Consider the following 20,228-nt stretch of genomic DNA (forward strand, 5'->3'; position numbering starts at 1 on the left):
TTTACGCCTCGTTCTCCTTACCCAGGATTTCCGCACCTGCAGCAGCGGCTTCCTGTTTCGCTTCTCTTACTGTGATCTTGCCATTCATGAGGAGCGGAAGTAGTTCATCGCGGGTTTTGGCGAGGGAACTGTTTTCATCTCTCAATTTTTCAGCGAGCTCAAGGAGGGGAGAGGTCGCCGAGCCGAAAGTGGTAAGGCTGTCTTCGTCAGGCCAAGCAGTTTCGTAAGTCCCTAAATCGCCATGTTGGACTCTCTGTCGACCGGAAGTGCCTGTCATCGTTTGTTCCGCAAAGGTCCGAAAATCTGTTGACCGAGCAATAGAGTAAGGGGCTGCTGGCGGAACTCCTGGTTGCGGTCGCATCACTATGAATTCCGTCGACCCAGCGCCGATTCCCTCAGCGCCGAGAAAATCCACGTATCCGCATTTGCCGTTTTCAAAGCAAGGAGTGATTCTGGCAAGAAGCGTGTCGCCATTTCGAAAGCGTGATCCACCTTTAGCTTCGCGGGCTACCCATTCTTTTACCGAAAACCCGCTCTCAGGTAGGTGCTTCATTTCGATGGTTCTAACTACCGTGCCCTTAGGGACGGAGGTTCTCGGGTTGAGCTCAACTACATCGTCGAGACGCACAAAGGCCGCTTTGGAACTGACTGAAGCGCGCCACAGCGCCAGAATCGTCTCGTCTATGACCGCTATTACGCGGTTGTTTGCCGCGATCTTGTCGTCGAGGGAACCAAGGACACGGCTAATACGGATCTGCATCCCGACCGGAGGAGGCTCGATTTCTATGGCCCCAATAGTTCGGACGCTCAGATTCTGCTGTGCCGCCCCGGTGCTTAGATCCTGAATTTCCCGACGGTTTCTCTTTAGCCAATAGAAGAGATATCTGCTGTCTAATAGTTCAGGATTTGTCACCATCGCGCAGCAAGCTTGGTTGGTAGCCATCTTCCGGCCCAAGATCCCGAGTTTCCCAACGGTTGCTCCGTACATTGCCATTACTACGGCCCCAACGGGGAGAAGCTTGCATGAAGATTTCTCGAGTGCATCGGTAGAGATTTTCTCTTCAGTATCGAATACCGTGGCATCGGCGAGCTCTTTCGTCTTAAGCCAAGGAATATCTCCGACGAAGAACTCGGGACGTTTTCTGCTTGGTGTTGATCCAGACCCAATTGAAATACAGAGATCGCGAATAGTAACCATTATCCCAACCTCCTCAGCTGCTCGCGGACCACTGCGTCAAGGCGCGCGGACTCGTCTAGGGCTGCGGTTAACTCGGAGGTGAGGCGTGCGATTCTCTCGTCGATAGGTTCATCATCTTCTTCCTCTTCGACGAACCCTACATAACGGCCTGGGGAGAGCGCGCAGTCCGCTTCGCGAAGCTCTTCCAGAGAGACGGACTTGCAGTAGCCAGGTACGTCTTCGTACTCGTCCTCGGCAGAGGTGCGGCCACGCCAGCTACGGAACGTGTTCGCGATCTTCTGGATATCCTCATCGGAGAAAACACGTTCGGTGCGGTCAACCATGTGGCCGAGTGAGCGGGCGTCAATAAGGAGGAACTGACCACGGCGATCGATGGCCCCCTTAGAACCGACGCCCTTGTCTTTGGCGAAGAACCAGACGCACACAGGGATCTGCGTGCCGCGGAAGAGTTGAGCCGGCAGTGTGACCACACAAGAAACGATGTCGTCTTCGAGCATGTTCTTACGGATTTCGCCCTCACCGGAGATATTTGAGGTCATGGTGCCATTCGCCATGACAACGCCAGCTTCACCCTGGGCGCTCAGCTTCGAGATGATGTGCTGCATCCAGCCGAAATTTGCATTGCGCTTCGGTGGCACACCGTACACCCAACGCGTGTCGTCGGTGTTGCGCACCCAATCCTTGATGTTGAATGGGGGGTTGGCCAGCACATAATCCATCTCCACACCTGGGTGGATGTCGCGGGCAAAGGTATCCCCCCAGCGTTCGCCGAGGCCTTGTGAATTGAGCGCATGGATGGCCAAGTTCATGCGGGCCATGCGCCATGTGCGTTCGTTGAGCTCCTGTCCATAGACAGCAATCGCAGACGGGTCCTTATCATGCGCGTCGAGGAACTTTTCTGCCTGAACAAACATGCCACCGGAACCACAACATGGGTCGTAGACGCGGCCTTCGGTCGGCTCGAGGATCTCCACCAGCGTCCGCACCACTGAGCGTGGGGTATAGAACTCGCCGCCGCGCTTACCCTCTGCAGATGCGAAGCGCGCGAGAAAGTACTCGTACACCTCCCCCAACAGATCGCGTGCGCGCTCCGGGCCTTCTGCGGTGAAGCGAGTGGTGCTGAACAGGTCCACGAGCTCGCCCAGGCGACGCTGGTCCATGCTATCGCTGTTGTAATTGTGCGGCAGGGTGCCCTCGAGAGAGGGGTTGTCGGCCATGAGGGCTTCGGCGGCTTCGTCGATAAGCTTGCCGATGCTCTTAAACTCACCGCCGGCACCTTCAGTCTTGCCCTTTGAATGGCGCTTGAGGTAATCCCAGCGGGCTGTCTCTGCTACCCAGAAGACGTTCTTTTCCAAGTACACGTCACGATCTTCGAGATCCTCGAGGATATCCTCTTCGCTCGCGCCGTCTTCTTCGAGTTCAGCTCGAAGTTCCTCGCGGCGGGCGTCGAAAGCGTCGGTGACGTATTTAAGAAATACAAGGCCAAGGACGATGTCCTTGTATTGCGAAGCATCCATGGAACCGCGCAGTTTATCGGCTGCTTTCCACAGGGTGTCCTGGAATTCTTTGACGGGGGTCGGGGTCATATCTGGGATCCTACTTTCCTGCGAAGACAAGATTGATCAGGGCTTCGCTCGCGTGTTTGGTTTCGCGCTCAAGCTGGTGTGCAGCCGAGCGGGCGCTGTCGAGCGAACGCTGCGTCTCTGCAATGACCGCCTGTTGATCACGGTTGAGCTCTGGGATGATAAGACGTGCTACTGGATTTCGACGTGGCACCCGGCCACGACTGTCGGAGTTCATCGGGGCGTTGAGACACGCGGCGATGAAGTACGGGTCGTAGGCATCGGATGCAGCGCGGAACACGATGAAATGCCTTGAAGGAACCCAATTTTGGCCATCGTCCTCGTGAACTCGCGCCGGGGCGGTTCCCAACCGCGGCATCAGGATGTCACCAGGCTGTAAAACGTCCTCGGGATCGAAGTCATTGACAAAAGCGGGTTCCGCCTTGTCGTTCGGAGTTGCGAGACGGGCGCTACCCTGGTTTTGGCTTTCGTCGGAACTGTAATTGCCGAAAATGCGAATGAAGTGACCGGCATTGACGAGCTCGCCCATAGTGGTGGATGTGGTTGAAGACGGGATTGCGTCTGCGGAGACGCGAGGGGTGGAGATTTCCATGAAGTCCTTTGTGGTTGTTCGTAAGCGTTGGAAGGCAGCATCGAATTCGGCGGCTGCATCGCTGGGGTCGACAGCGATGGCCTGAACTAGATAGGTTGACGGGTGAAGCGATCCGTCGTTGGTAACAACATCTGCCAAGGTAACTGCCTTGTATGGCACAGCCGTATCTTCCTTGTTACGTGCGGCGGTGAGCCAATCTGCGATTCGCTGGGGGACAGATTCCGGCTTCTGGTGAGAAGCATCGATGAGCAACGGCTCTTCGATACCCCCGGCACTCAGTACCCACAGTGCAACTGGAATACGCGAGGCAGAGAGTATCCCACCAGGGAGTTGCACGACAGCTTCAATTTGGCCTTCCGCTGTGAGGCGCTGCCGGTGCTCCTTGAACCGATCATTGAACGTTGTGCCCATCCCTGTGATAACGTACGCGCGACCGTCGGTAGCTAGGTGTTGCACACAATAAAGCAGGAAGAGGGCGTCGCTCGTAAGTCCCCTCAAGGGATAATTTGGGAAAACACGCTGCAGGTGATCTAGCTCTTCTCGTGCAAAGCGCATACCTATCGGAGGTTCACAGACGATGAGGTCAGCCTGGACGCCGGAAAACGCGTCGTAGCGAAGGGAATCCCCAGTTTGGATGCTGGCTTCCTGCCCTGTGAGGTGCACGAGCAGTCGGGCTAGGCTAGCGGAGTAACGGTCAATATCTGCACCCATGAGCTGCGCCGTGGGGGTATGTTTTCCGACGCTAAGGAGCGTCCCGCCAATACCGCACGCGGGGTCCAAAATTGTCTTCACGTTTTTGGTCGTAGTTGAAGCTGCTGCCGCAAGTGCTGCACTAGAAAGCGATCTGGAGGTCCCATACTGGCTGCGAGCTCCACGTGATCCGATGCCTAGGAATCGGTCGACTATAAGCTGAGCAGCTTTGCCGTATTCCCTTAAAACCAGCTTGGCGATGCCATTTTCTACGTCTTCGATGGTTTTAGCGCTTATGTGGGACCGGAGTTTTTCGAATTCATCCGAGGGCTTAAACGCGGGATCTTTATCCATTGCCAATAGCGTCAGCATTACCAACGGGTAGTCTTCAACGGGGATCGCGCCTCGCAATAGGTTTGCGACGGCCCACAGGGCGGTGATTTGTAGTTCCTGTTCGGCGTCTTCAGGGAAGAAATCGTTACGCTTGAGCCAATCGATGATCGAGGCTGCCTCAAACAGGGGTTTACGTGGGGTTGACTCTTCTACAGGGGCCGGAAAGTCGCCGTAACGCTTTCTCCAGTTACTCACCGCCGGGCGGCCGACTTGGGCGAGCTCTGCGATGTCCTTGAGGGTGAGGTGTCCGGTGGTTGCAACCATTTAAGCTGTCTCCTTAACGTGCTGGGTGAGTTGAATAGCGTTTGTGTGTTCTTTTTGGGAGGTGGAACGGTCGGTGGTGGGCCGCACATAGCCATCCTCTGCTAGGTGTACCTCGGCTGCAGCGAGCCGAAGCTGTGTGGAGAGCTGAAAGCCGTGGGAATACACCTTGGTTGGCACTCCCAATTCTGCCGCGTGGGCTACTGGCTCTGCGAAGACTCCGTCTCCAGACACGAGCGCTATCTCATCGAACTGTCCGAGATTCATGTGCATAATCTCTTCGATTAGTCGATGGTCTGCGCCATCTGCCCCTATTCCTGCGAGTAGGCGGGGCCCCTTCCAACCTGCGTTCACATCTAGGATCCCGCTCTTGTCGGATGCAATTACAACGATTTCGCCTTCTTTAAGTCTCAGCCAGACTGTGAGCATCTTCTTGCACCACTTGGCCTGGGCTGGGCTTTGAATCGGGCTGCCGTTGAAGTTTTCAATGTCAATGAGGATGAGGCGGCGGGGGTTAGGGTGGCGCTGCGGCGCTTTGACGAGTGCTAGTGCGTTCATTTGTTGAGGTCCTTTCTGGCTCTTTGGCCAACACGATGAACTTTAACCTACGTTCACAGCGTGCGCAAGTCTATGTCTGTTCACATTCTAAAAGGCTTAGTTCGGGCACTTTGTCCCGCGAGTGTATCTGGGAGTGTCGCGTCAATCTATGTTCACAATGTTTGTGAACGTTGAATGGCTGTTGCATGAGGTAGCTAGCCACCTACCAGTACCTGGACATGCACATGGCCATCGGTGCGGCGCTCTCCCTGTTTGATAGCCACCTGCGCCCGCACTTCGAGGACGGCTAGGCGTTGAACCAGGCGCGCGGGCGCTAAGGGGGCCGACAGCCCGCCCTTCTTCCTTTAGGTAAGGCAATCCTATATAGTCTGCAGGGTGAGTTTTAGGCCCTTCCTTGCAACCGTCCTCCGTAGTGAACGTGTCGCGCCGAATTTCCAACGAGTGACGTTCACCGGGGTCGATGCAATGGGGCCTGCCGTACCCATCAGGGATTTGCGCATCAAGCTGCTGATCCCGTCTGCCAGCGGAATGCTCAGCCTCCCAGAGGAAGGATGGTGGGACGCGTGGCGTGCGATGCCGGAGCACACGCGCGGGCACCTCCGTACCTACTCGATTCGAGAGCTCCGACGATGCGCCGACGGCCCTGATGAAATAGATGTGGTTTTTGTTCTGCACAGTGACAACCCCGGCCCCGCCTCGGCATGGGCGGAGGACGCGCAACCTGGCCAGCAGCTCCTGATAATTGGGCCGACCCGCGACGATGATTCCGGTGTTGGCATCGAATTCAATCCGGGGTCTGCAGCAATGGCATGCCTCTATGGTGATGAAACCGCGCTTCCAGCAATAGCCCGCATCTTGGAGGATTGGCCCGGGGGTCTCGCCGGGTCTGCTGACATTGAGGTACCGGCCGGCAACCACTTGCCCATCGATGCTCCTGCGCAGGTCGACGTCCGCTGGCACTCCCGCGAACACCACGACGTCGACCACGGGGATTTACTTCGCGCACAACTGCAAGACGATGTCGCATCCCGCTGTGCCTCAGTATCTTCGGGAGCTGGAAAACTAGAGCCAGTTAATGAGGCCCTCCTCGACATGGTCTGGGAGACACCCACGTACTCCAGCGGCGGTGAATCTATCGCCCCCGCTTCGGGTACTGCAGGGCATACCTACTACTGGATCGCAGGGAAGAACACGGCTGTGACGGCGATGCGGCGGCTCCTGGTGAAAGAGGCAGGTGTGCCTCGCCACCACGTGTCGTTTATGGGGTACTGGCGATAACGGGGTTACAACGTGGATAAACGTGTAGGGCTTGTCGCTTTCCTTGCGGCTTTCACCGTGTGCGCAGCATTAGTGTCGCTTCTGTTCGGGGCGCGCGAAATGGGGTTCGCGGCAACGGTGAGCGCGGTTCGCGACGGAATCACGCTGGCGTTCTCGGGAGGCGCCGAACAACTCGAGGCGGCCAGCGACGAGGCGAAGATCATTGCACAACTTCGAGTTCCGCGCACCCTGCTCGGCCTGTTGGTAGGGGCAGCGCTAGGTACAGCGGGGGCGCTGCTGCAGGGCCACACCCGAAACCCGCTCGCAGACACAAACCTGCTGGGCGTAGGGCCAGGTGCGGCGCTCGCAGTGGCGGCAGCTATTTCCTTTCACGGCTCCATGACGGTGTTGGGCACTGTTGGGGTGGGCTTCCTCGGCGCAATACTCGCGGTGGCGCTCGTGTTCGCGCTTAGCATGAGGAGCCTGGGATCTACCCCAATCATGGTCGTGCTCGGTGGTTCTGCGCTGGGCGCGGTCTGTAGTGCGCTTACCAGTGGCATCGTGCTGACGAATACGCAAAGCCTCAACGAGATGCGGTTTTGGACAGCGGGTGCTATCGCTGGGCGCGACATGCAGGTGGTTGCGGTGCTCGCCCCGGTGATTCTCCTCGGGCTTGTGGGGGCCTTTGCCACAGCCAATCGGGTGAACCTCTTGAACTTGGGAGACGACGTGGCAAGTGGACTTGGGGTGAGCGTCCCCATCGCGCGTGCCGTGGGCATCGTCCTGGTTGCATTGCTTACTGGCGCCGCGGTGGCTGGGGCGGGCCCAATCGGGTTCGTTGGCCTGGTTGTTCCGCACCTTGTGCGCGCCTTCACCGGGCCCGATTACCGCTGGGTGCTGCCCTGCTCCGCGCTGGCTGGGGCCTCGCTACTCTTGCTTGCCGACGTCATTGGCCGCGTCATCGCACGGCCCGGCGAATTGCAGGTGGGTATCACGCTCGCCTTTGTTGGCGCCCCGTTCGCCCTGTACCTCTTGCGTAAAGGGGCGAAACTGTGATGCGGGTTTTCGTGACGAATGGTGTCCTTGCGGTGTTGGCTCTCGCCGCGGCCCTCGGGGGTGTCATGGTCGGAGACTTCGAGCTTACGGTCCGGGATATTGTTTCTGCGCTCATGGGCCAAACCACGGAATTGGCTCGTACGGTGATTATTGAGTGGCGTCTGCCGCGGGTAGTGACAGCTTTGGGAGTAGGAGCTGCGCTGGGTTTTGCGGGGGCGATCTTCCAGACCATCACGAGGAATCCATTGGCGAGCCCAGACATTCTGGGCGTCACCTCGGGTGCCTCCGCTTTCGCGTTGACTGCGTTACTTGCTGGTGGAAGCTCCGGAATGCTGCTGCATCTTCTGGGGGTCCCGCTCAGTGCGTTCCTCGGTGGATTGGCAGTGTCTGCGGCAATCTGGTGGCTGAGCCGTGGCGCGGGTCTCGGGTCTTTCCAACTTGTCTTCGCCGGGATCATCATCAATGCGCTGACGATGGCATATACCTCGTTCCTGCTCGTTCGCGCCGACTATCGCGATGTGGGCAAAGCGCAGGCGTGGATCACCGGTTCGGTGGGGTCTTCGAACTGGCGCGATGCACTCGCCGTACTTATTGCGCTGGCAGTCGTCGTTCCGTTCTTGCGGTGGGCAGCCTTCAATCTTCAGGCGCTCTCGCTCGGGGAGGATACGGCTGCTGGCCTCGGGGTGGAGCTCCGGAAAATGCAACTCATCCTCATGCTCATGGCTGTCGTGCTGGCATCGACGGCCGTCGCGGCGTCCGGGCCGATAGCCTTCGTGGCGTTTGTCGCGCCACAGATCGGACGCAAGATCACACACGCAGCAACGCCAACTTTAGGCACCGCGATGCTCGTCGGTGCGGCGATCGTGTCCGGCGCTGACTTAGCAGTGCGCACCCTGGTGCCCGGGAACCTGCCGGTAGGTATAGCTACAACTGCGATTGGTGGCACAGCGCTGCTCTACACGCTGCTACGTGCAACACGAAAGGTGTCCGTATGATGCTTCAAGTTCGAAATCTCAAGGTGAGTTATGGCGCTACCGTCATCGTTGATGGCATTGATCTCGACGTGCCTCAGGGCGGCGTCACCACGATCATCGGCCCGAACGGTTGCGGCAAGTCAACGCTGTTGCGAGCTACCGCTGGGCTTATTGCGCGCGATGGTGGCACGGTAACGATCAACGGCGTGGACACGGCGAAACTGAAGCGCCGCGAGATTGCGCGACAGCTTGCAGTATTGCCACAGGCACCTGTCGCACCCGAAGGACTCACGGTCCGTGACTTAGTCAGTCGCGGGCGTCACCCGCATCAGTCGTGGCTACGGCAGGCCTCTGCGGAGGATGCGCATGCGGTCGATGCAGTGATGGAGCTGACCAATATTGCGGAGTTTGCAGAACGTCCACTCGAACGGCTTTCTGGCGGACAGCGCCAGCGCGCCTGGATCGCGATGGTCTTAGCGCAGGACACTCCGCTTGTATTTTTGGACGAGCCGACGACGTACCTCGATTTGTCTCACTCCGTCGAGGTCTTGTCGCTTGTACGTCGCCTCGCTGATCAGGAGGGGCGAACTGTGCTCATGGTGTTGCATGATTTGAACCTCGCCGCACGCTACTCAGATCAGCTGATCGTGATGCAGCGCGGCGAGGTTCGTGCGGTCGGTGCGCCTGCCGAGGTGGTCACGGAGTCTTTGCTGAGCCGCGTTTTTGATCTCCCCGCGGTCGTGGCGTCAGACCCAGTGAGCGGTGGCCCACTGGTCGTCCCTTGGTAGACGCCAAGACAATCTTTGCAGCTTAGAGCTGTATTTGCCCGATTTACCCAGCATGATCAGCAATAATGCTGAGATTCAGACACACTTTTTGCTACTTAACCCTCTAATCATGCAAATGGAAAGGGGAGCGTTGTGGCCGCTAGTTATATTCATCGACCGAGGAAGAGCCTTGTCGACAGTTTGGAAAAACCCGCGGGCGTGGCGCACCTCGTTGAAGGGATCGGAAAGCCAAGCGTAATTTCGAGTATGACCCCTTGCATGGTCATATTGAGAGCTATCACCTGCAAGGAAAGCACGTTGGAGTGTTCGACGTGGTTTCAGGGTAACTCATTGGACCGGCTGTGAAAGGGAGGAGGATCGATGATCAAGACGTATGTGGACACGTGTCTCGATGAGGATGCGCGCCCGGACGATGTCGACGACTGGGTCGATGCATGGCACGACGATGTTTCAAGGAGCGAGAACCTTTCACTCGATGCCTTCCTTGGTTTCACGTCAGAGGAATACGCACGATGGGCGAGGGACGGTTCCGCCCTGCAGGAGATCCTCGACCACCGCCGGGCCCAGCGGCAGACCTCATAAGAAGAAACAAGGTTTCGTGACTTCTCGATGTCTCTTGCAGCTGTACGAGACATTTTTCGGTTAAGTGGAAAAGCGTGACTGCGCGGCGAGTAAGAGGCACCGAGGCACGGCCGACAGTAGAAAGTCGACGGCTGACGGGAAGCCTAAGACAGAGAAAGATTGTCTGCTGTAAAACGCGAGCAGCGCCGGTATAACTGGTTGGCATGCTGAAGCGTGTCGCTCTCTCCCAGGTCCAAACAGGCGATCGGCGTTTGGCGGGTGTGCTCGCGGCGTTGGTCGCGGAAGCGGGTGACAACGCCTACCCGCTTCACAATATTGCGACTTTTGTCTTCGAAGACGGGAAGGCTCTTTTCGCTGGACTCGGCGCGGACGAGCACACCGAATTCGAGATCGGGTCAGTTACGAAGACATTCAACGCCGATCTTTTGGAGCAAGCGATCGAACTGGGTGAGGCTACGCCCGGCACGACGGTGGAGGAAGTGTTTGGGGAGCGGGTAAGCGGTACCCCAGTGTCGCCGGTGACGCTGGAAGAACTAGCCAACCACACTTCGGGCTTGCCGCGAACGGGAAAGCAAAAACTGAGCAACAAGGTCAGGGCAGTTCTGGGCCTTAATCCAGACGTGGGCATCACGGTTGACGATGTTGTCGACCAAGCGGTGGCAGCACAGGTGGAAGGACGTGGCACCGAAAATTATTCAAACCTCGGCCATGACCTGCTTGGGCTTCTGCTGGCTGAAAGTGCGGGAACTAATTACCCCGGGCTGATCAAGCAGCGCGTCCTCAACCCACTAGGAATGGGGGAGACCTACGTGGCACTGCCCGGCACTGTGGCGCCGGATAAGCCACGAGGGGTGTCCTGGCTTGGCTGGCGCGTCCAGGCATGGGAGATGGACGGCACGGCTCCTTCCGGTGGAGTGCGATCCACAACTACCGACATGGCTCGATACGCCGCACACGCGCTCGAGCGGGATAACTTCCGTTTCACTTGGAACAACATCGCAGGTACCGGGCTGTACTGGCATAACGGCGGAACGTTCGGGTTCTCGTCCATGCTGTTGCTCGACACGGACAAACAGCGAGCGTCGTTTGTCGTAGCTGACTCGTATACGGACATTGAATCGTTCGCGTTCGAACTTCTCGAGCTGGAGGACCCTGCTAAGAAGAAGTGAGGCCGCGATTTGGTGCCGCACGATACCCTGCACTAAAGCTCATCATCGAAGTTTGAACGGCCCGCACAAGGGGGGGGCCGAGCTCAAGTTTCACCGAAGACCGTCGGTCACTTGACTGGAGATAATCCGGTTAGGTCGAAGGATCCCACCCAGGGATCGGCCCACGCAGGAGAAACGTGGCACCCTTCGCGCAATATGCGCACTGCCTCGTGCTTCCGCGCGGGGCAATTTTTTATTGTCCCGGGCGGACAAGACATGAAGTAATGGGCAGGAGGCGTGTGCCATGGTAAACCCGAAGAATGTTGCTGAGCTTGCTGCCTTGAAGAACAAGTTTAAGGACTCTAGCTCCATCTTCCTCACCGAGTACCGTGGCCTGACTATTGGTCAGCTGCAGGAACTGCGTGGGGAGCTCGCTCGTCGATTTGCTCGATTGCGTACGGGATAGTGAGGGGGTTGGGCATGCTCATTGCGTTGGCCGTGTCGGTGTCGAGCCAGTAGAGCCCGCCACGCTTGTTGACGTCAAGGTCTATGAAGTTCTCGTCGTTCTTCAGCGCATCGATCGCGCCGTAGTGGTCCAACACGAAGAGGTAGTCCACGTCGTTGAAATCTGCGTAGTTCTCGGGCGACCAGTCGAGGAAGAAGCTGGAGCCATCACCGTTGAACTTCTCCGGGATCTTGAAGCCCAGTTTTTCGATGAAGGAGCCGCGGCCGTCGCCAGCGGTGTACACGCCGAACTTCCCGTCGTAAGGCATGCCGATGACCGCTGTCTTCCCCTGCAGCTCTGGGTGTGCTTCGCGGAAGTCTTCGAATGCCTGCTCGGCGTCGTCGATAAGCTTTTGGCCTTCGTCTTCCTTGTCTACGGCCTTGGAGATCTCCTTGACCTGTGCATCCCAAGGGACCTGCCAATCCTGGTACTCGTCCGAGTGGAAGGTGGTTGGCGCGATCTGCTCGAGCAGTGCCTTCTTGTCGTCCTCGAGACCGCTGTTTACTGCAATGATTTGTGTCGGGTTGAGCGACGCCACCTTTTCCGCAGTGTCGGTGCTGAATTCGGTGGTGGTATCACGGATTGGGTTCGGGTTGACCGTGAGCTTGTCCTTGGCCCACGGTCCAAGTCCGGAGGGATCGCCCGAGCCCTCTTGCTCCCAGGTGGCGTAACCAACTGGTTGCTCGCCCAGGGCAAGGAGCGTATCGACGTCGCCAAGACCCAGTGCCACGATGCGCTCGTCTGACCCGTTGGCATCGGAAGCTTCGGGAGCGGCTGTTGGGCTGCTTGCTTCGCTCGAGCAGCTGGCAAGCATGAATGCCGCGGTGACAGTGGCGGCGATTGCCTTGAAGGGGCGAGAGGTAAAGAGTGCCAAGGTTGCACCTTCCGTAGGTAAATGAAGAATGTCCAGTTAGGCCTGCCTAACCTAAAGGATGCATTTTAAGGCATGCCTTACCTCACGGGCAATCCCTGTCTATGCACTCGGGACGGGAGCGACAAACGTCGAGACGAGGTAGCGGTTGATGTCGGAGCGATTGATGATGCCAACGAAGGGGGCCTTTCTCAGGTGCTTGTCTGCAAGAACAGCCGAGATGCGGCCGAGGTCGTCGTTGACGCTCACCGTGATGACGGACTTCGTCGCAATTGACGAGACCGGTCGGTCGAGGGCAGCAGCCACGTCAGTACCGAACTCCGTCGAGCTGTTGTGCGCGAGCAGCGCGTACGGGCGTGCCGGCTGTGGGTTTTGGTACCGGTGTTCCGAAGACTCGGTGAAGACTCGGTACTGCCCCGTTCCGAGTTTGGTACCGCCACCGTCACCGGTGCCGACCCGACTGTAGCAGCCCGGCTGTATGAATTATTGCTGTTCGGGTCTACACCGAGGACGGCGAGGCGCTGAACCAGGCGCGCGGGCACTAGAGCCCATCTAGTTCCGCGAACACCTCCGGCGAGCGCCCACTACTATCAGGACTGTGGAAGTCCTGATTGCCGTTATCGCCCTGCTGTTCGCAACCGTGCTCGTCGCCGCCGTAGGCGAGCGCACCGGCCTGCCCTGGCCGGCGCTGCTCACCATCGTCGTGGCGGCCGCCATCTTCATCCCCGGCGTGCCGGTGGTGACAATCCCGGCGGAAATCATCCTCCCCATCTTCCTGCCGCCGCTGCTCTGGTCGCTCGCGCGCCACACCAGCTGGGGCATGATCCGCTCGCAGCTCAACGTGGTGGTCACCATGTCGGTGATCCTCGTCTTCCTCACCACCGCGGCGCTTACCGCCACCGCCATGTGGCTCCTGCCCGGCATCAGTCTCGCGGCCGCGGTGGTGCTCGCCGCGGCAATCGCCCCGCCCGACCCGGTCGCGGTGGAGGCGGTGGCCGGGCCCGCCGGCATCCCGAAACGCATCACCGGCACGCTGCAAACGGAGGGGCTGTTTAACGACGCCGCGTCGATCGTCACTTTCAACCTCGCCGTCGCAGCGCTCGTGGCGGATAACCAGATCGACTTCGGTCACGGCCTGCTGAAGTTTCTCTACGCGGCGGCGGTCGCGGTCGTCATCGGGCTGATCGTCGGTAGGCTCGCGGCCCTGTTTGTGAACTCCGTGCCGGACTCCGTGATCCGCACCGCGTTCACCTGGGTGCTCCCGTTCTTCATCTACATCATCGCCGAGGAGGTCGAGGCCTCCGGTGTGATCGCCATCGTCATCGCGGCGGTGGAGATGTCCTCGCGCGCGCCCCTGACCGCGGAGGACCGCCTGTCCGGCTCCTCGTTCTGGTCCACTGTGGAGATGCTGTTCACCGGCGTCGCCTTCGGCCTGATCGGCATGAGCGTGCGCGATGCTATCGACGCCGCCGGCACCGTCCTCTGGCACGCCGTGGGCATCGGCGTGGCGCTCTCCGTCGTCGCGTTCCTGGTCCGCCTGATGTGGATGTGGGTGCTGTGCGGGATCAACCAGAAACAGAAGCGCACCAATGTCGCCCCGCTGCGCATGCAGGAGGTTCTGCTTATGGCGTGGTCGGGCATGCGAGGCCTGGTCACGCTGGCCCTGGTGCTGTCAGTGCCGCTGGGGGTCACGCAGTACCACCACGAGTTCGACGTCATCGCCCTGACCGTCCTGATGTGCACAATGGTGCTTCCGGGCCTGTCACTGCCGTGGCTGGTGAGCAAGCTGGACATGGAGTCCGGCCCGGACCCGGCCGGCGACCGCGCGAAGGCGGAGCTGAACAAGCGCGCCTACGCGGCGGCGCGACGGTCGGTGCAGAAGCACGGCCCGGAGCTCGCCCCGGAGTCCTTCGAGATCGTGCAGCAGTGGCTGGACAAACTCTCGCAGAGCCACGAGGAGGAGGACCCGGAGACGGCGGAGGACCGCAAGCAGAAGTTCCAGCAGGTCCGCCTGGCTGCTGCGGACATGCAGCAGATCGCGCTCGCCGCGGCGAGCCAGGAGCTGCAGCGCGCTCGCCGCGAGCGCAAGTACAACCCTGCGGACGTGGACGCGGTGCGCGCGGACCTGGACCGGCTCATTGTGGCGGGGCGTCGCAACGCGCTGATGAGCCCGCGCGAGGTCTACCGCGAGGCGAAGAAGTAGCGCCTAGCGGTACTGGCTGCTGCCGCCCTGTGTATCGTCCGGCTTGCCGTCCTGCTGGCCGAATTCGCGCTGGTAGTGCGCGTCCCAGTCGTATTCCCCGGCCAGACCCGCGCCGAGTCCCGAGCCGCTGGTCTCTTGCGCCGGGCTGGAGTTGTTCAGCTCGAGCGGGTCGGGCTGTCCGGCGGGTGGGTGCGGTGCGTCGTCGTTAGCCTGCATGGCCTTGATAATGAAGACGGCGCCGGCGACAGCGCCGATGATCGCGGTGAATGCGCCGGTCGATCCGGACAGGAACGCGACCGCGAGGCCGGCGACGACGATGAGCGCGATGCCGATCAGGAGATCCATGTGGGACTTCTTCATGCCACCGAGTATCCCGGGGGATCCCCGGTGTGGCAACTGGCGTCGGGCCCTACACCTTCTCAATCACCGCGGCGAGGCCCTGGCCGCCGCCGATGCACATAGTCACCAGGGCACGTGAGGCGTCGGTGCGCTGCAGCTCGTGCGCGGCGGTGACTAGCATGCGGGCGCCGGTGGCGCCCACCGGGTGGCCGAGCGAGATGCCGGAGCCGACCGGGTTGACGCGCGGGTCGTCCTCAGAAATGCCCCAGGCATCCAGGACGGCGAGGGCCTGCGCGGCGAAGGCCTCGTTGAGCTCGATGAGATCGATGTCGTCGAAGGACAACTCGAGGCGGTCGAAGAGTTTTTCAGTGGCGGCAACCGGGCCGATGCACATGGTCTCCGGCGGCACGCCGGCGACGGCCCAGCCGCGCAGGACGACGGACGGGGTGAGCCCCAGCTCCTCGGCCTTTTCTCGGGTGGTCACGATCATGGCAGCCGCGCCGTCGTTTTGGCCGGAGGCGTTGCCGGCGGTGACGGTGGCGCGCTCAAGCGTTTTGCCCATGACGGGGCGCAGCTTGGCCAGGGACTCCATGGAGGCGTTCGGGCGGATGTGCTCGTCCTTGTCCACGATGATCGGGTCGCCCTTGCGCTGCGGCACGGAGACGGGGACGATTTCCTCGTCGAAGTGGCCAGCCTCCTGCGCGGCGGCGGCGCGCTGGTGCGAGTTGACGGCCAGCTGGTCCTGGCGCTGGCGGGCGATGGAGTACTCCTCGCGGACGTTCTCGGCGGTCTCGATCATGCCGCCCGGGATCGGGTGGTGCTTGCCGCCGGCCTTCTCGCGGCCCTCCTGCAGGCGGTCGGTGAGCTCCATGGTGCCGCCCTTGGCGCCCCAGCGGATCTTGCCGTCCACCGTGTACTCGGTGTTGGACATGGACTCGGCGCCGCCGGCGATGATCAAGTCGGCCGCGCCGGAGGCGACGTGGGCGGCGGCGGTGGCCACTGCTTGCAGGCCCGAGCCGCAACGGCGATCCAGCTGCATGCCGGGCACGTTCACGCCAAGTTCGGCGTCGAGCGCGACAACGCGGCCCAGGGCGGGCGCTGCGCCGTTGGGGGAGGCCTGGCCGAGAATGATGTCGTCAATGAGCGAGCCGTCGATGCCGGACTCCTTGATCACGGCGGTGACCACGGCGGTGGCGAGGTCCTGGACGGGCACGCCGACGAAGGCTCCGCCGTAGCGGCCCACGGCGGTGCGCTTGGGGTGGCAGATGACAATTTCGGGCTGGTTCATGAGGGGTCCTTTCGGGTTAAGCGTTGGCGTGCGTGGCCACGAGGTCGCGGGTGATGGCGTCCGCGGTGTCCACGAGCTTGGGTAGGAGGGAGTCCACGAGCTCCTCGTAGGGGTGGGCGGCCACGTGGGTGGAGACGTTCACGGCGGCGACGGTGGCGCCGGTGGCGTCGCGCACCGGGGCGGCGATGGAGCGCAGCCCCGCCTCGAGCTCCTGGTCAACGACGCACCACCCGGCGTCGCGGATGTTGCGCAGGGCGGCGCGTAGTGTGTCCGGGTCCGTGATGGTGGATGGCGTGATGGCCTCGAGCGGGCGGGCGAGGAAGTGGTCCACGGTGGCGTCGTCAAGCCCGGCCATCATGACGCGGCCCATCGAGGTGGCGTGCGCCGGGAAGCGGGTGCCGATGGTGATGTTCACACTCATGATGCGGTGGGCCGCGGAGCGCGCGACGTAGACCACGTCGGTGCCGTCGAGCACGGAGAGCGAGCAGGACTCGTTGAGCGTGCGCGACAGCGCCTCGAGGTGTGGCTGCGCGATGGTGGGCAGCCCCAGGCTGGACAGGTACGCGTAGCCCAGCTCGAGCATCTTCGGTGTGAGCCAGAACTCGGCGCCGTCGGTGGCGGCGTAGCCCTCGGCGATAAGCGTGTGCAGGAACCGGCGCGTGGTTGCGCGCGCCAGCCCCGTCGCATCGGCCACCTGTGCGAGGCTGCGGCGGGGGTGCTCGGCGTCGAAGGCGCGGATGACCGCAAGGCCGCGGATCAGCGACTGTACGGTTTGGACTTGCATCGTATCTCCTTTGCACAGGTCAAGGGCGCTTTTCGACGCCATGTTGCCGGCCACATTACGTACTCTAATGTGCGCCACGCCCCACGATAGCGCAAAACCGTTCGCTTTGTGAACCCTTGTGCAGGAGTCGAACGCCCGCTAGGGTGGAGCCATGCTGAACAAAGTTGTGACAAACATCGACGAGGCGGTCGCCGACATCGGTGACGGCGCCTCGATCGCCGTTGGCGGTTTTGGCCTCGTCGGCATCCCTGCCCGGCTCATTGACGCGCTGCGCAAGCAGGGTGCGAGCGAATTGACCATCATCTCGAACAACCTGGGTACCGACGGCTTCGGTCTGGGCCTCCTCCTGCAGGACGGCAAGATCGCCCGCTCCATCGGCTCCTACCTGGGCACCAATAAGGAGTACGCGCGCCAGTACCTCGAGGGCGAGCTCACCGTCGAGTTCACCCCGCAGGGCACGCTCGCTGAGCGCATGCGCGCCGGCGGTGCGGGCGTGCCTGCGTTTTACACCAAGGCCGGGGTGGGTACCCCGCTGGCCAACGGCGAGATCCCGGTGCGCTACAACCCGGACGGCACCATCGCCGAGTACTCCACGCCGAAGGAGATCCGCGAGTTCGGCGGCGAGCAGTACGTGCTGGAGGAGGCGCTGACCCCTGACTTCGCCTTCGTTCATGCGCACACCGCGGACCGCTACGGCAACCTCGTCTTCAATAAGACGGCCCGCAACTTTAACCCCGACGTTGCCGCCTGCGGCAAGGTCACCATCGTCCAGGCGGAGCACGTTGTGGACACGATTGAGCCGGCGGATGTGGACCTGCCCGGCATCTACGTCGACCGCGTGGTGGAGGTCGGCCCGCAGGAAACAGGTATCGAGTTTAGGACGGTGAGCAAGTAAATGAGCTGGAACCGCGAAGAAATGGCGGCGCGCGCGGCGAAGGAGCTGCGCGACGGCCAGTACGTCAACCTTGGGATCGGCATGCCCACGCTGATCCCGGGCTACCTGCCCGAGGGGCTCGAGGTGGTCCTGCACTCCGAGAACGGCATCCTGGGCGTGGGCGCGTACCCGCAGGACGGCGAGGTGGACCCGGAGCTGATCAACGCCGGTAAGGAGACCATTACGGTCGCGCCGGGCGGCTCCTTCTTCTCCTCCTCAGACTCCTTCGGCATGATCCGCTCCCGCGCGATTGATGTGGCGGTCCTTGGCGCGATGGAGGTCTCCCAGTATGGCGACCTGGCCAACTGGATGATCCCGGGCAAGATGGTCAAGGGGATGGGCGGCGCGATGGACCTGGTGCACGGCGCGAAGGAGATCATCCTGCTCATGGAACACACCACCAAGAAGGGTGCGTCCAAGGTGCTCGAGGAGTGCCGCCTCCCGCTCACCGGCGCGAAGTGCGTCGACCTCATCATTACCAACCTCGCCGTGTTCAAGGTTGACCCGAAGAACGGCCTGACCCTCGTCGAGGTCGCCCCGGGCGAGACAGTTGATTCCGTCCGCGAGGCCACTGAGGCGCCGTTCGAGGTTGCCGTGTAGCCGCGCCCCTCGCTTCTTGGCGCCCCGCTGCCCACATTGTCCGTGGACAGCGGGGCGTTTCTTGCATTCTTAGATAGTTGATCCATGTCAATACTTGACGCGAACCAACTAAACTGCCTAAAGTTAACGCGAAGTTAACCACAGGCAAACAGAAAGGAGAATTGCAATGAAGTTCTGGAAGCGTTTCCTGACCTACGAGACGAATACTGTTCTCCAGGCCATCGCGGCCGCCAGCCGCCACACCAACTAGTGGCAGCTGTGTTTCGGGGGATTGACCTACATTGGTCTACTCAGTAATAAAGGTGCGGATCGCGCGGGTGACCTCGTCGGGCACCTCGACGGTGGGTACGTGCCCACCGCCGCTGAGCGTGACGGACTGCGACTCGCCGCCGACCATTTTCCCGATCGCGTGGACGACCTCGGGAGGGGTGGAGGGGTCCACGGCCCCGGAGATGGTGAGGACCGGCACCGTAATGTTTCGCAGTTCTTCTGTGTAGTCCCAGCCTGCGAGCGCATCGGCGCCGACGGCGTATCCCTCACCGCGGGTGGAGTCGATCATGCGGGTGAGAGCGTAAGTAAGCGCCGGGCGTTCCTGGCGAAACTCGGGCGTGACCCACAGTTCGATGGCACTCTGCACCCGGGGCGCGATGCCCTCCGCGCGTGTTTCCTCGGCGCGCGGGGCCCACGTGTCGGGGCCACCGAAATTGGCGGCGGTGCACATGAAGACTGCCTTGGTCACGCGGCCGCTGGTGGCGGCGAGGTACTGCGCGATCGCGCCGCCGAGCGAAAGGCCGACCACGTCGAACTCGTCCACGCCGAGAGCGTCGAGGGTGTCGAGGACGTTGTTGGCCAGATCATTGATCGTGGTCTCGCCGGGCATGGCCTGCGGGTCGGGGGAGAGCCCGTGGCCGGGGTGGTCGAGGGCGATGACGCGGAAGTCTTTGGCCAGTGAGTCAAGCTGCGGCAGCCACATGTCGGTGGTGGAGGCGATGGAGCCGAGAAACACCACCGGGTGCGCGTCGCGGGGGCCAAAATCAACGGAGTGCAGAATCGTCATGCGGACAGTCTAATGGTCTGTATCACGCGTCGTAGTTTTCTGATGGAAAGGATAGCTGCTCCATTGCGTCGGACGCTGGATGCGCGCGGAGGTACTCCCGGATGTAGGGCAGCTCGTAATCCACGAAACCGCGGCCGGCTGGGCGGATCATCTCGGCGTCAATGAGGCGCCTCCTATACGTGCCCGCGTATTGCGTATCAACGCCCATCCGCTCGGCGATGTCGGCCATCCGCGACGGCCCATCGTCTTTCGACATGGCGGTGAGGAATGTGCGGTCCACATCTGAAAGATCAGCAAGCGACGGTTCATGAACCAGCTCGCCGAGTTTGCGTCGCGCTGTCTCAATACCAGCACGTACCGCGGATTCGTCGATAATTCCGCCACTTGTGTTGCGGAACGCGTGCTGCCCGACGAGTTGGATCATAAACGGATAACCCCCGGTCGCCTCGGTGCCGAGTTCGAGTGCCTCCGGGGTCCATTCGATTCCCACCTCGAGGGCGGGGGCCTTGAGCGCATTGGCGACGCTGTCCAGCGGCACGAGCCCCATCTCGATACGATTCGCGCGTC

General features: G+C 61.1%; 20 protein-coding genes and 2 pseudogenes. 11 read left to right on the top strand and 11 right to left on the bottom strand.

Features of this window, described 5'->3' with window-relative positions; genetic code table 11:
- Position 1 precedes the first annotated feature (1 nt).
- From OVO38_RS05985 to OVO38_RS06000, 4 genes are read right to left on the bottom strand one after another with little or no spacing between them, the layout of a single operon-like run.
- Complete coding sequence (locus OVO38_RS05985; protein ID WP_267207991.1) at positions 2 to 1,198, bottom strand: restriction endonuclease subunit S; 1,197 nt, start codon at positions 1,196 to 1,198, stop codon at positions 2 to 4.
- Positions 1,198 to 2,784 (bottom strand): type I restriction-modification system subunit M, encoded by a 1,587-nt coding sequence (locus OVO38_RS05990; RefSeq protein WP_267207992.1) that lies wholly within the window; start codon positions 2,782 to 2,784, stop codon positions 1,198 to 1,200. The genes OVO38_RS05985 and OVO38_RS05990 overlap by 1 nt, the downstream gene beginning before the upstream one ends.
- Before the next feature lie 10 nt (positions 2,785 to 2,794).
- Positions 2,795 to 4,720 carry an N-6 DNA methylase gene (locus OVO38_RS05995; protein WP_267207993.1) on the bottom strand — a complete coding sequence of 642 codons (1,926 nt, stop codon included), beginning with the start codon at positions 4,718 to 4,720 and terminating at the stop codon, positions 2,795 to 2,797.
- On the bottom strand, positions 4,721 to 5,275 hold the full coding sequence (locus OVO38_RS06000; protein WP_267207994.1) for an NYN domain-containing protein: 555 nt from the start codon (positions 5,273 to 5,275) through the stop codon (positions 4,721 to 4,723).
- 375 nt (positions 5,276 to 5,650) lie between these two features.
- On the opposite strand from OVO38_RS06000, the gene OVO38_RS06005 reads away from it, so the two are divergent.
- From OVO38_RS06005 to rplJ, 8 genes and pseudogenes are all read left to right on the top strand, one after another.
- Entirely contained in the window at positions 5,651 to 6,553 is a 903-nt protein-coding gene (locus tag OVO38_RS06005; protein WP_267207995.1) for a siderophore-interacting protein, read from the top strand.
- 12 nt (positions 6,554 to 6,565) lie between these two features.
- Positions 6,566 to 7,588: a FecCD family ABC transporter permease gene (locus tag OVO38_RS06010; RefSeq protein ID WP_369801157.1), complete on the top strand. Its 1,023-nt coding sequence runs from the start codon at positions 6,566 to 6,568 to the stop codon at positions 7,586 to 7,588.
- Complete coding sequence (locus OVO38_RS06015; RefSeq protein WP_095278984.1) at positions 7,588 to 8,583, top strand: FecCD family ABC transporter permease; 996 nt, start codon at positions 7,588 to 7,590, stop codon at positions 8,581 to 8,583. Before OVO38_RS06010 ends, OVO38_RS06015 begins: the two co-directional genes overlap by 1 nt.
- Positions 8,580 to 9,350, top strand: a complete 771-nt coding sequence (locus tag OVO38_RS06020; RefSeq protein ID WP_095278985.1) for an ABC transporter ATP-binding protein — start codon at positions 8,580 to 8,582, stop codon at positions 9,348 to 9,350. Before OVO38_RS06015 ends, OVO38_RS06020 begins: the two co-directional genes overlap by 4 nt.
- Positions 9,351 to 9,592: 242 nt before the next feature.
- Positions 9,593 to 9,676: pseudogene (locus OVO38_RS12460) on the top strand (colicin E3/pyocin S6 family cytotoxin); the annotation flags it as partial.
- 34 nt (positions 9,677 to 9,710) lie between these two features.
- Positions 9,711 to 9,932: a hypothetical protein gene (locus OVO38_RS06025; protein ID WP_095278986.1), complete on the top strand. Its 222-nt coding sequence runs from the start codon at positions 9,711 to 9,713 to the stop codon at positions 9,930 to 9,932.
- Between the two features lie 203 nt (positions 9,933 to 10,135).
- On the top strand, positions 10,136 to 11,101 hold the full coding sequence (locus tag OVO38_RS06030) for a serine hydrolase domain-containing protein (RefSeq protein ID WP_095278987.1): 966 nt from the start codon (positions 10,136 to 10,138) through the stop codon (positions 11,099 to 11,101).
- Positions 11,102 to 11,384: 283 nt separating this feature from the next.
- Positions 11,385 to 11,513 (top strand): annotated as a pseudogene (gene rplJ / locus OVO38_RS06035) (50S ribosomal protein L10); the annotation flags it as partial.
- Here the strand turns inward: rplJ and OVO38_RS06040 are convergent.
- Both OVO38_RS06040 and OVO38_RS06045 read right to left on the bottom strand, forming a co-directional pair.
- Positions 11,479 to 12,459, bottom strand: a complete 981-nt coding sequence (locus OVO38_RS06040; protein ID WP_233127019.1) for an ABC transporter substrate-binding protein — start codon at positions 12,457 to 12,459, stop codon at positions 11,479 to 11,481. The pseudogene rplJ and the gene OVO38_RS06040 overlap by 35 nt on opposite strands.
- A 99-nt stretch (positions 12,460 to 12,558) precedes the next feature.
- Complete coding sequence (locus OVO38_RS06045) at positions 12,559 to 12,762, bottom strand: hypothetical protein (RefSeq protein WP_233127020.1); 204 nt, start codon at positions 12,760 to 12,762, stop codon at positions 12,559 to 12,561.
- 292 nt (positions 12,763 to 13,054) lie between these two features.
- Between OVO38_RS06045 and OVO38_RS06050 the strand changes: the two genes are divergently transcribed.
- Positions 13,055 to 14,659, top strand: coding sequence for a cation:proton antiporter (locus OVO38_RS06050; protein ID WP_095278991.1), 1,605 nt, complete (start codon positions 13,055 to 13,057; stop codon positions 14,657 to 14,659).
- A 3-nt stretch (positions 14,660 to 14,662) separates the two neighbouring features.
- On the opposite strand, the gene OVO38_RS06055 is transcribed toward OVO38_RS06050, so the two are convergent.
- From OVO38_RS06055 to OVO38_RS06065, 3 genes are read right to left on the bottom strand one after another with little or no spacing between them, the layout of a single operon-like run.
- Complete coding sequence (locus OVO38_RS06055) at positions 14,663 to 15,019, bottom strand: hypothetical protein (RefSeq protein WP_133065264.1); 357 nt, start codon at positions 15,017 to 15,019, stop codon at positions 14,663 to 14,665.
- 49 nt (positions 15,020 to 15,068) lie between these two features.
- Positions 15,069 to 16,286 carry an acetyl-CoA C-acetyltransferase gene (locus OVO38_RS06060; protein ID WP_095278993.1) on the bottom strand — a complete coding sequence of 406 codons (1,218 nt, stop codon included), beginning with the start codon at positions 16,284 to 16,286 and terminating at the stop codon, positions 15,069 to 15,071.
- 16 nt (positions 16,287 to 16,302) lie between these two features.
- The gene (locus OVO38_RS06065) at positions 16,303 to 17,070 is read right to left on the bottom strand and encodes an IclR family transcriptional regulator domain-containing protein (RefSeq protein WP_095546245.1); all 768 of its coding nucleotides are present in this window, start codon (positions 17,068 to 17,070) and stop codon (positions 16,303 to 16,305) included.
- Between the two features lie 151 nt (positions 17,071 to 17,221).
- Between OVO38_RS06065 and OVO38_RS06070 the strand changes: the two genes are divergently transcribed.
- Both OVO38_RS06070 and OVO38_RS06075 read left to right on the top strand, forming a co-directional pair.
- The gene (locus OVO38_RS06070; protein WP_095278995.1) at positions 17,222 to 17,965 is read left to right on the top strand and encodes a CoA transferase subunit A; all 744 of its coding nucleotides are present in this window, start codon (positions 17,222 to 17,224) and stop codon (positions 17,963 to 17,965) included.
- A complete protein-coding gene (locus OVO38_RS06075) occupies positions 17,966 to 18,604 on the top strand; it encodes a 3-oxoacid CoA-transferase subunit B (RefSeq protein ID WP_095278996.1) in 639 nt (212 codons plus the stop codon). It begins immediately after the preceding gene.
- A 286-nt stretch (positions 18,605 to 18,890) separates the two neighbouring features.
- Here the strand turns inward: OVO38_RS06075 and OVO38_RS06080 are convergent, their stop codons facing one another.
- Together OVO38_RS06080 and OVO38_RS06085 are read right to left on the bottom strand one after the other, a co-directional pair.
- Positions 18,891 to 19,661, bottom strand: coding sequence for an alpha/beta fold hydrolase (locus OVO38_RS06080; RefSeq protein ID WP_095278997.1), 771 nt, complete (start codon positions 19,659 to 19,661; stop codon positions 18,891 to 18,893).
- A gap of 22 nt (positions 19,662 to 19,683) precedes the next feature.
- Positions 19,684 to 20,208, bottom strand: coding sequence for a hypothetical protein (locus OVO38_RS06085; RefSeq protein ID WP_254048818.1), 525 nt, complete (start codon positions 20,206 to 20,208; stop codon positions 19,684 to 19,686).
- Between the last annotated feature and the right edge of the window lie 20 nt (positions 20,209 to 20,228).

It is taken from the genome of Corynebacterium sp. Marseille-P8863 (genome assembly GCF_946902955.1).
In the GTDB taxonomy this organism is placed as follows: domain Bacteria; phylum Actinomycetota; class Actinomycetes; order Mycobacteriales; family Mycobacteriaceae; genus Corynebacterium; species Corynebacterium gottingense.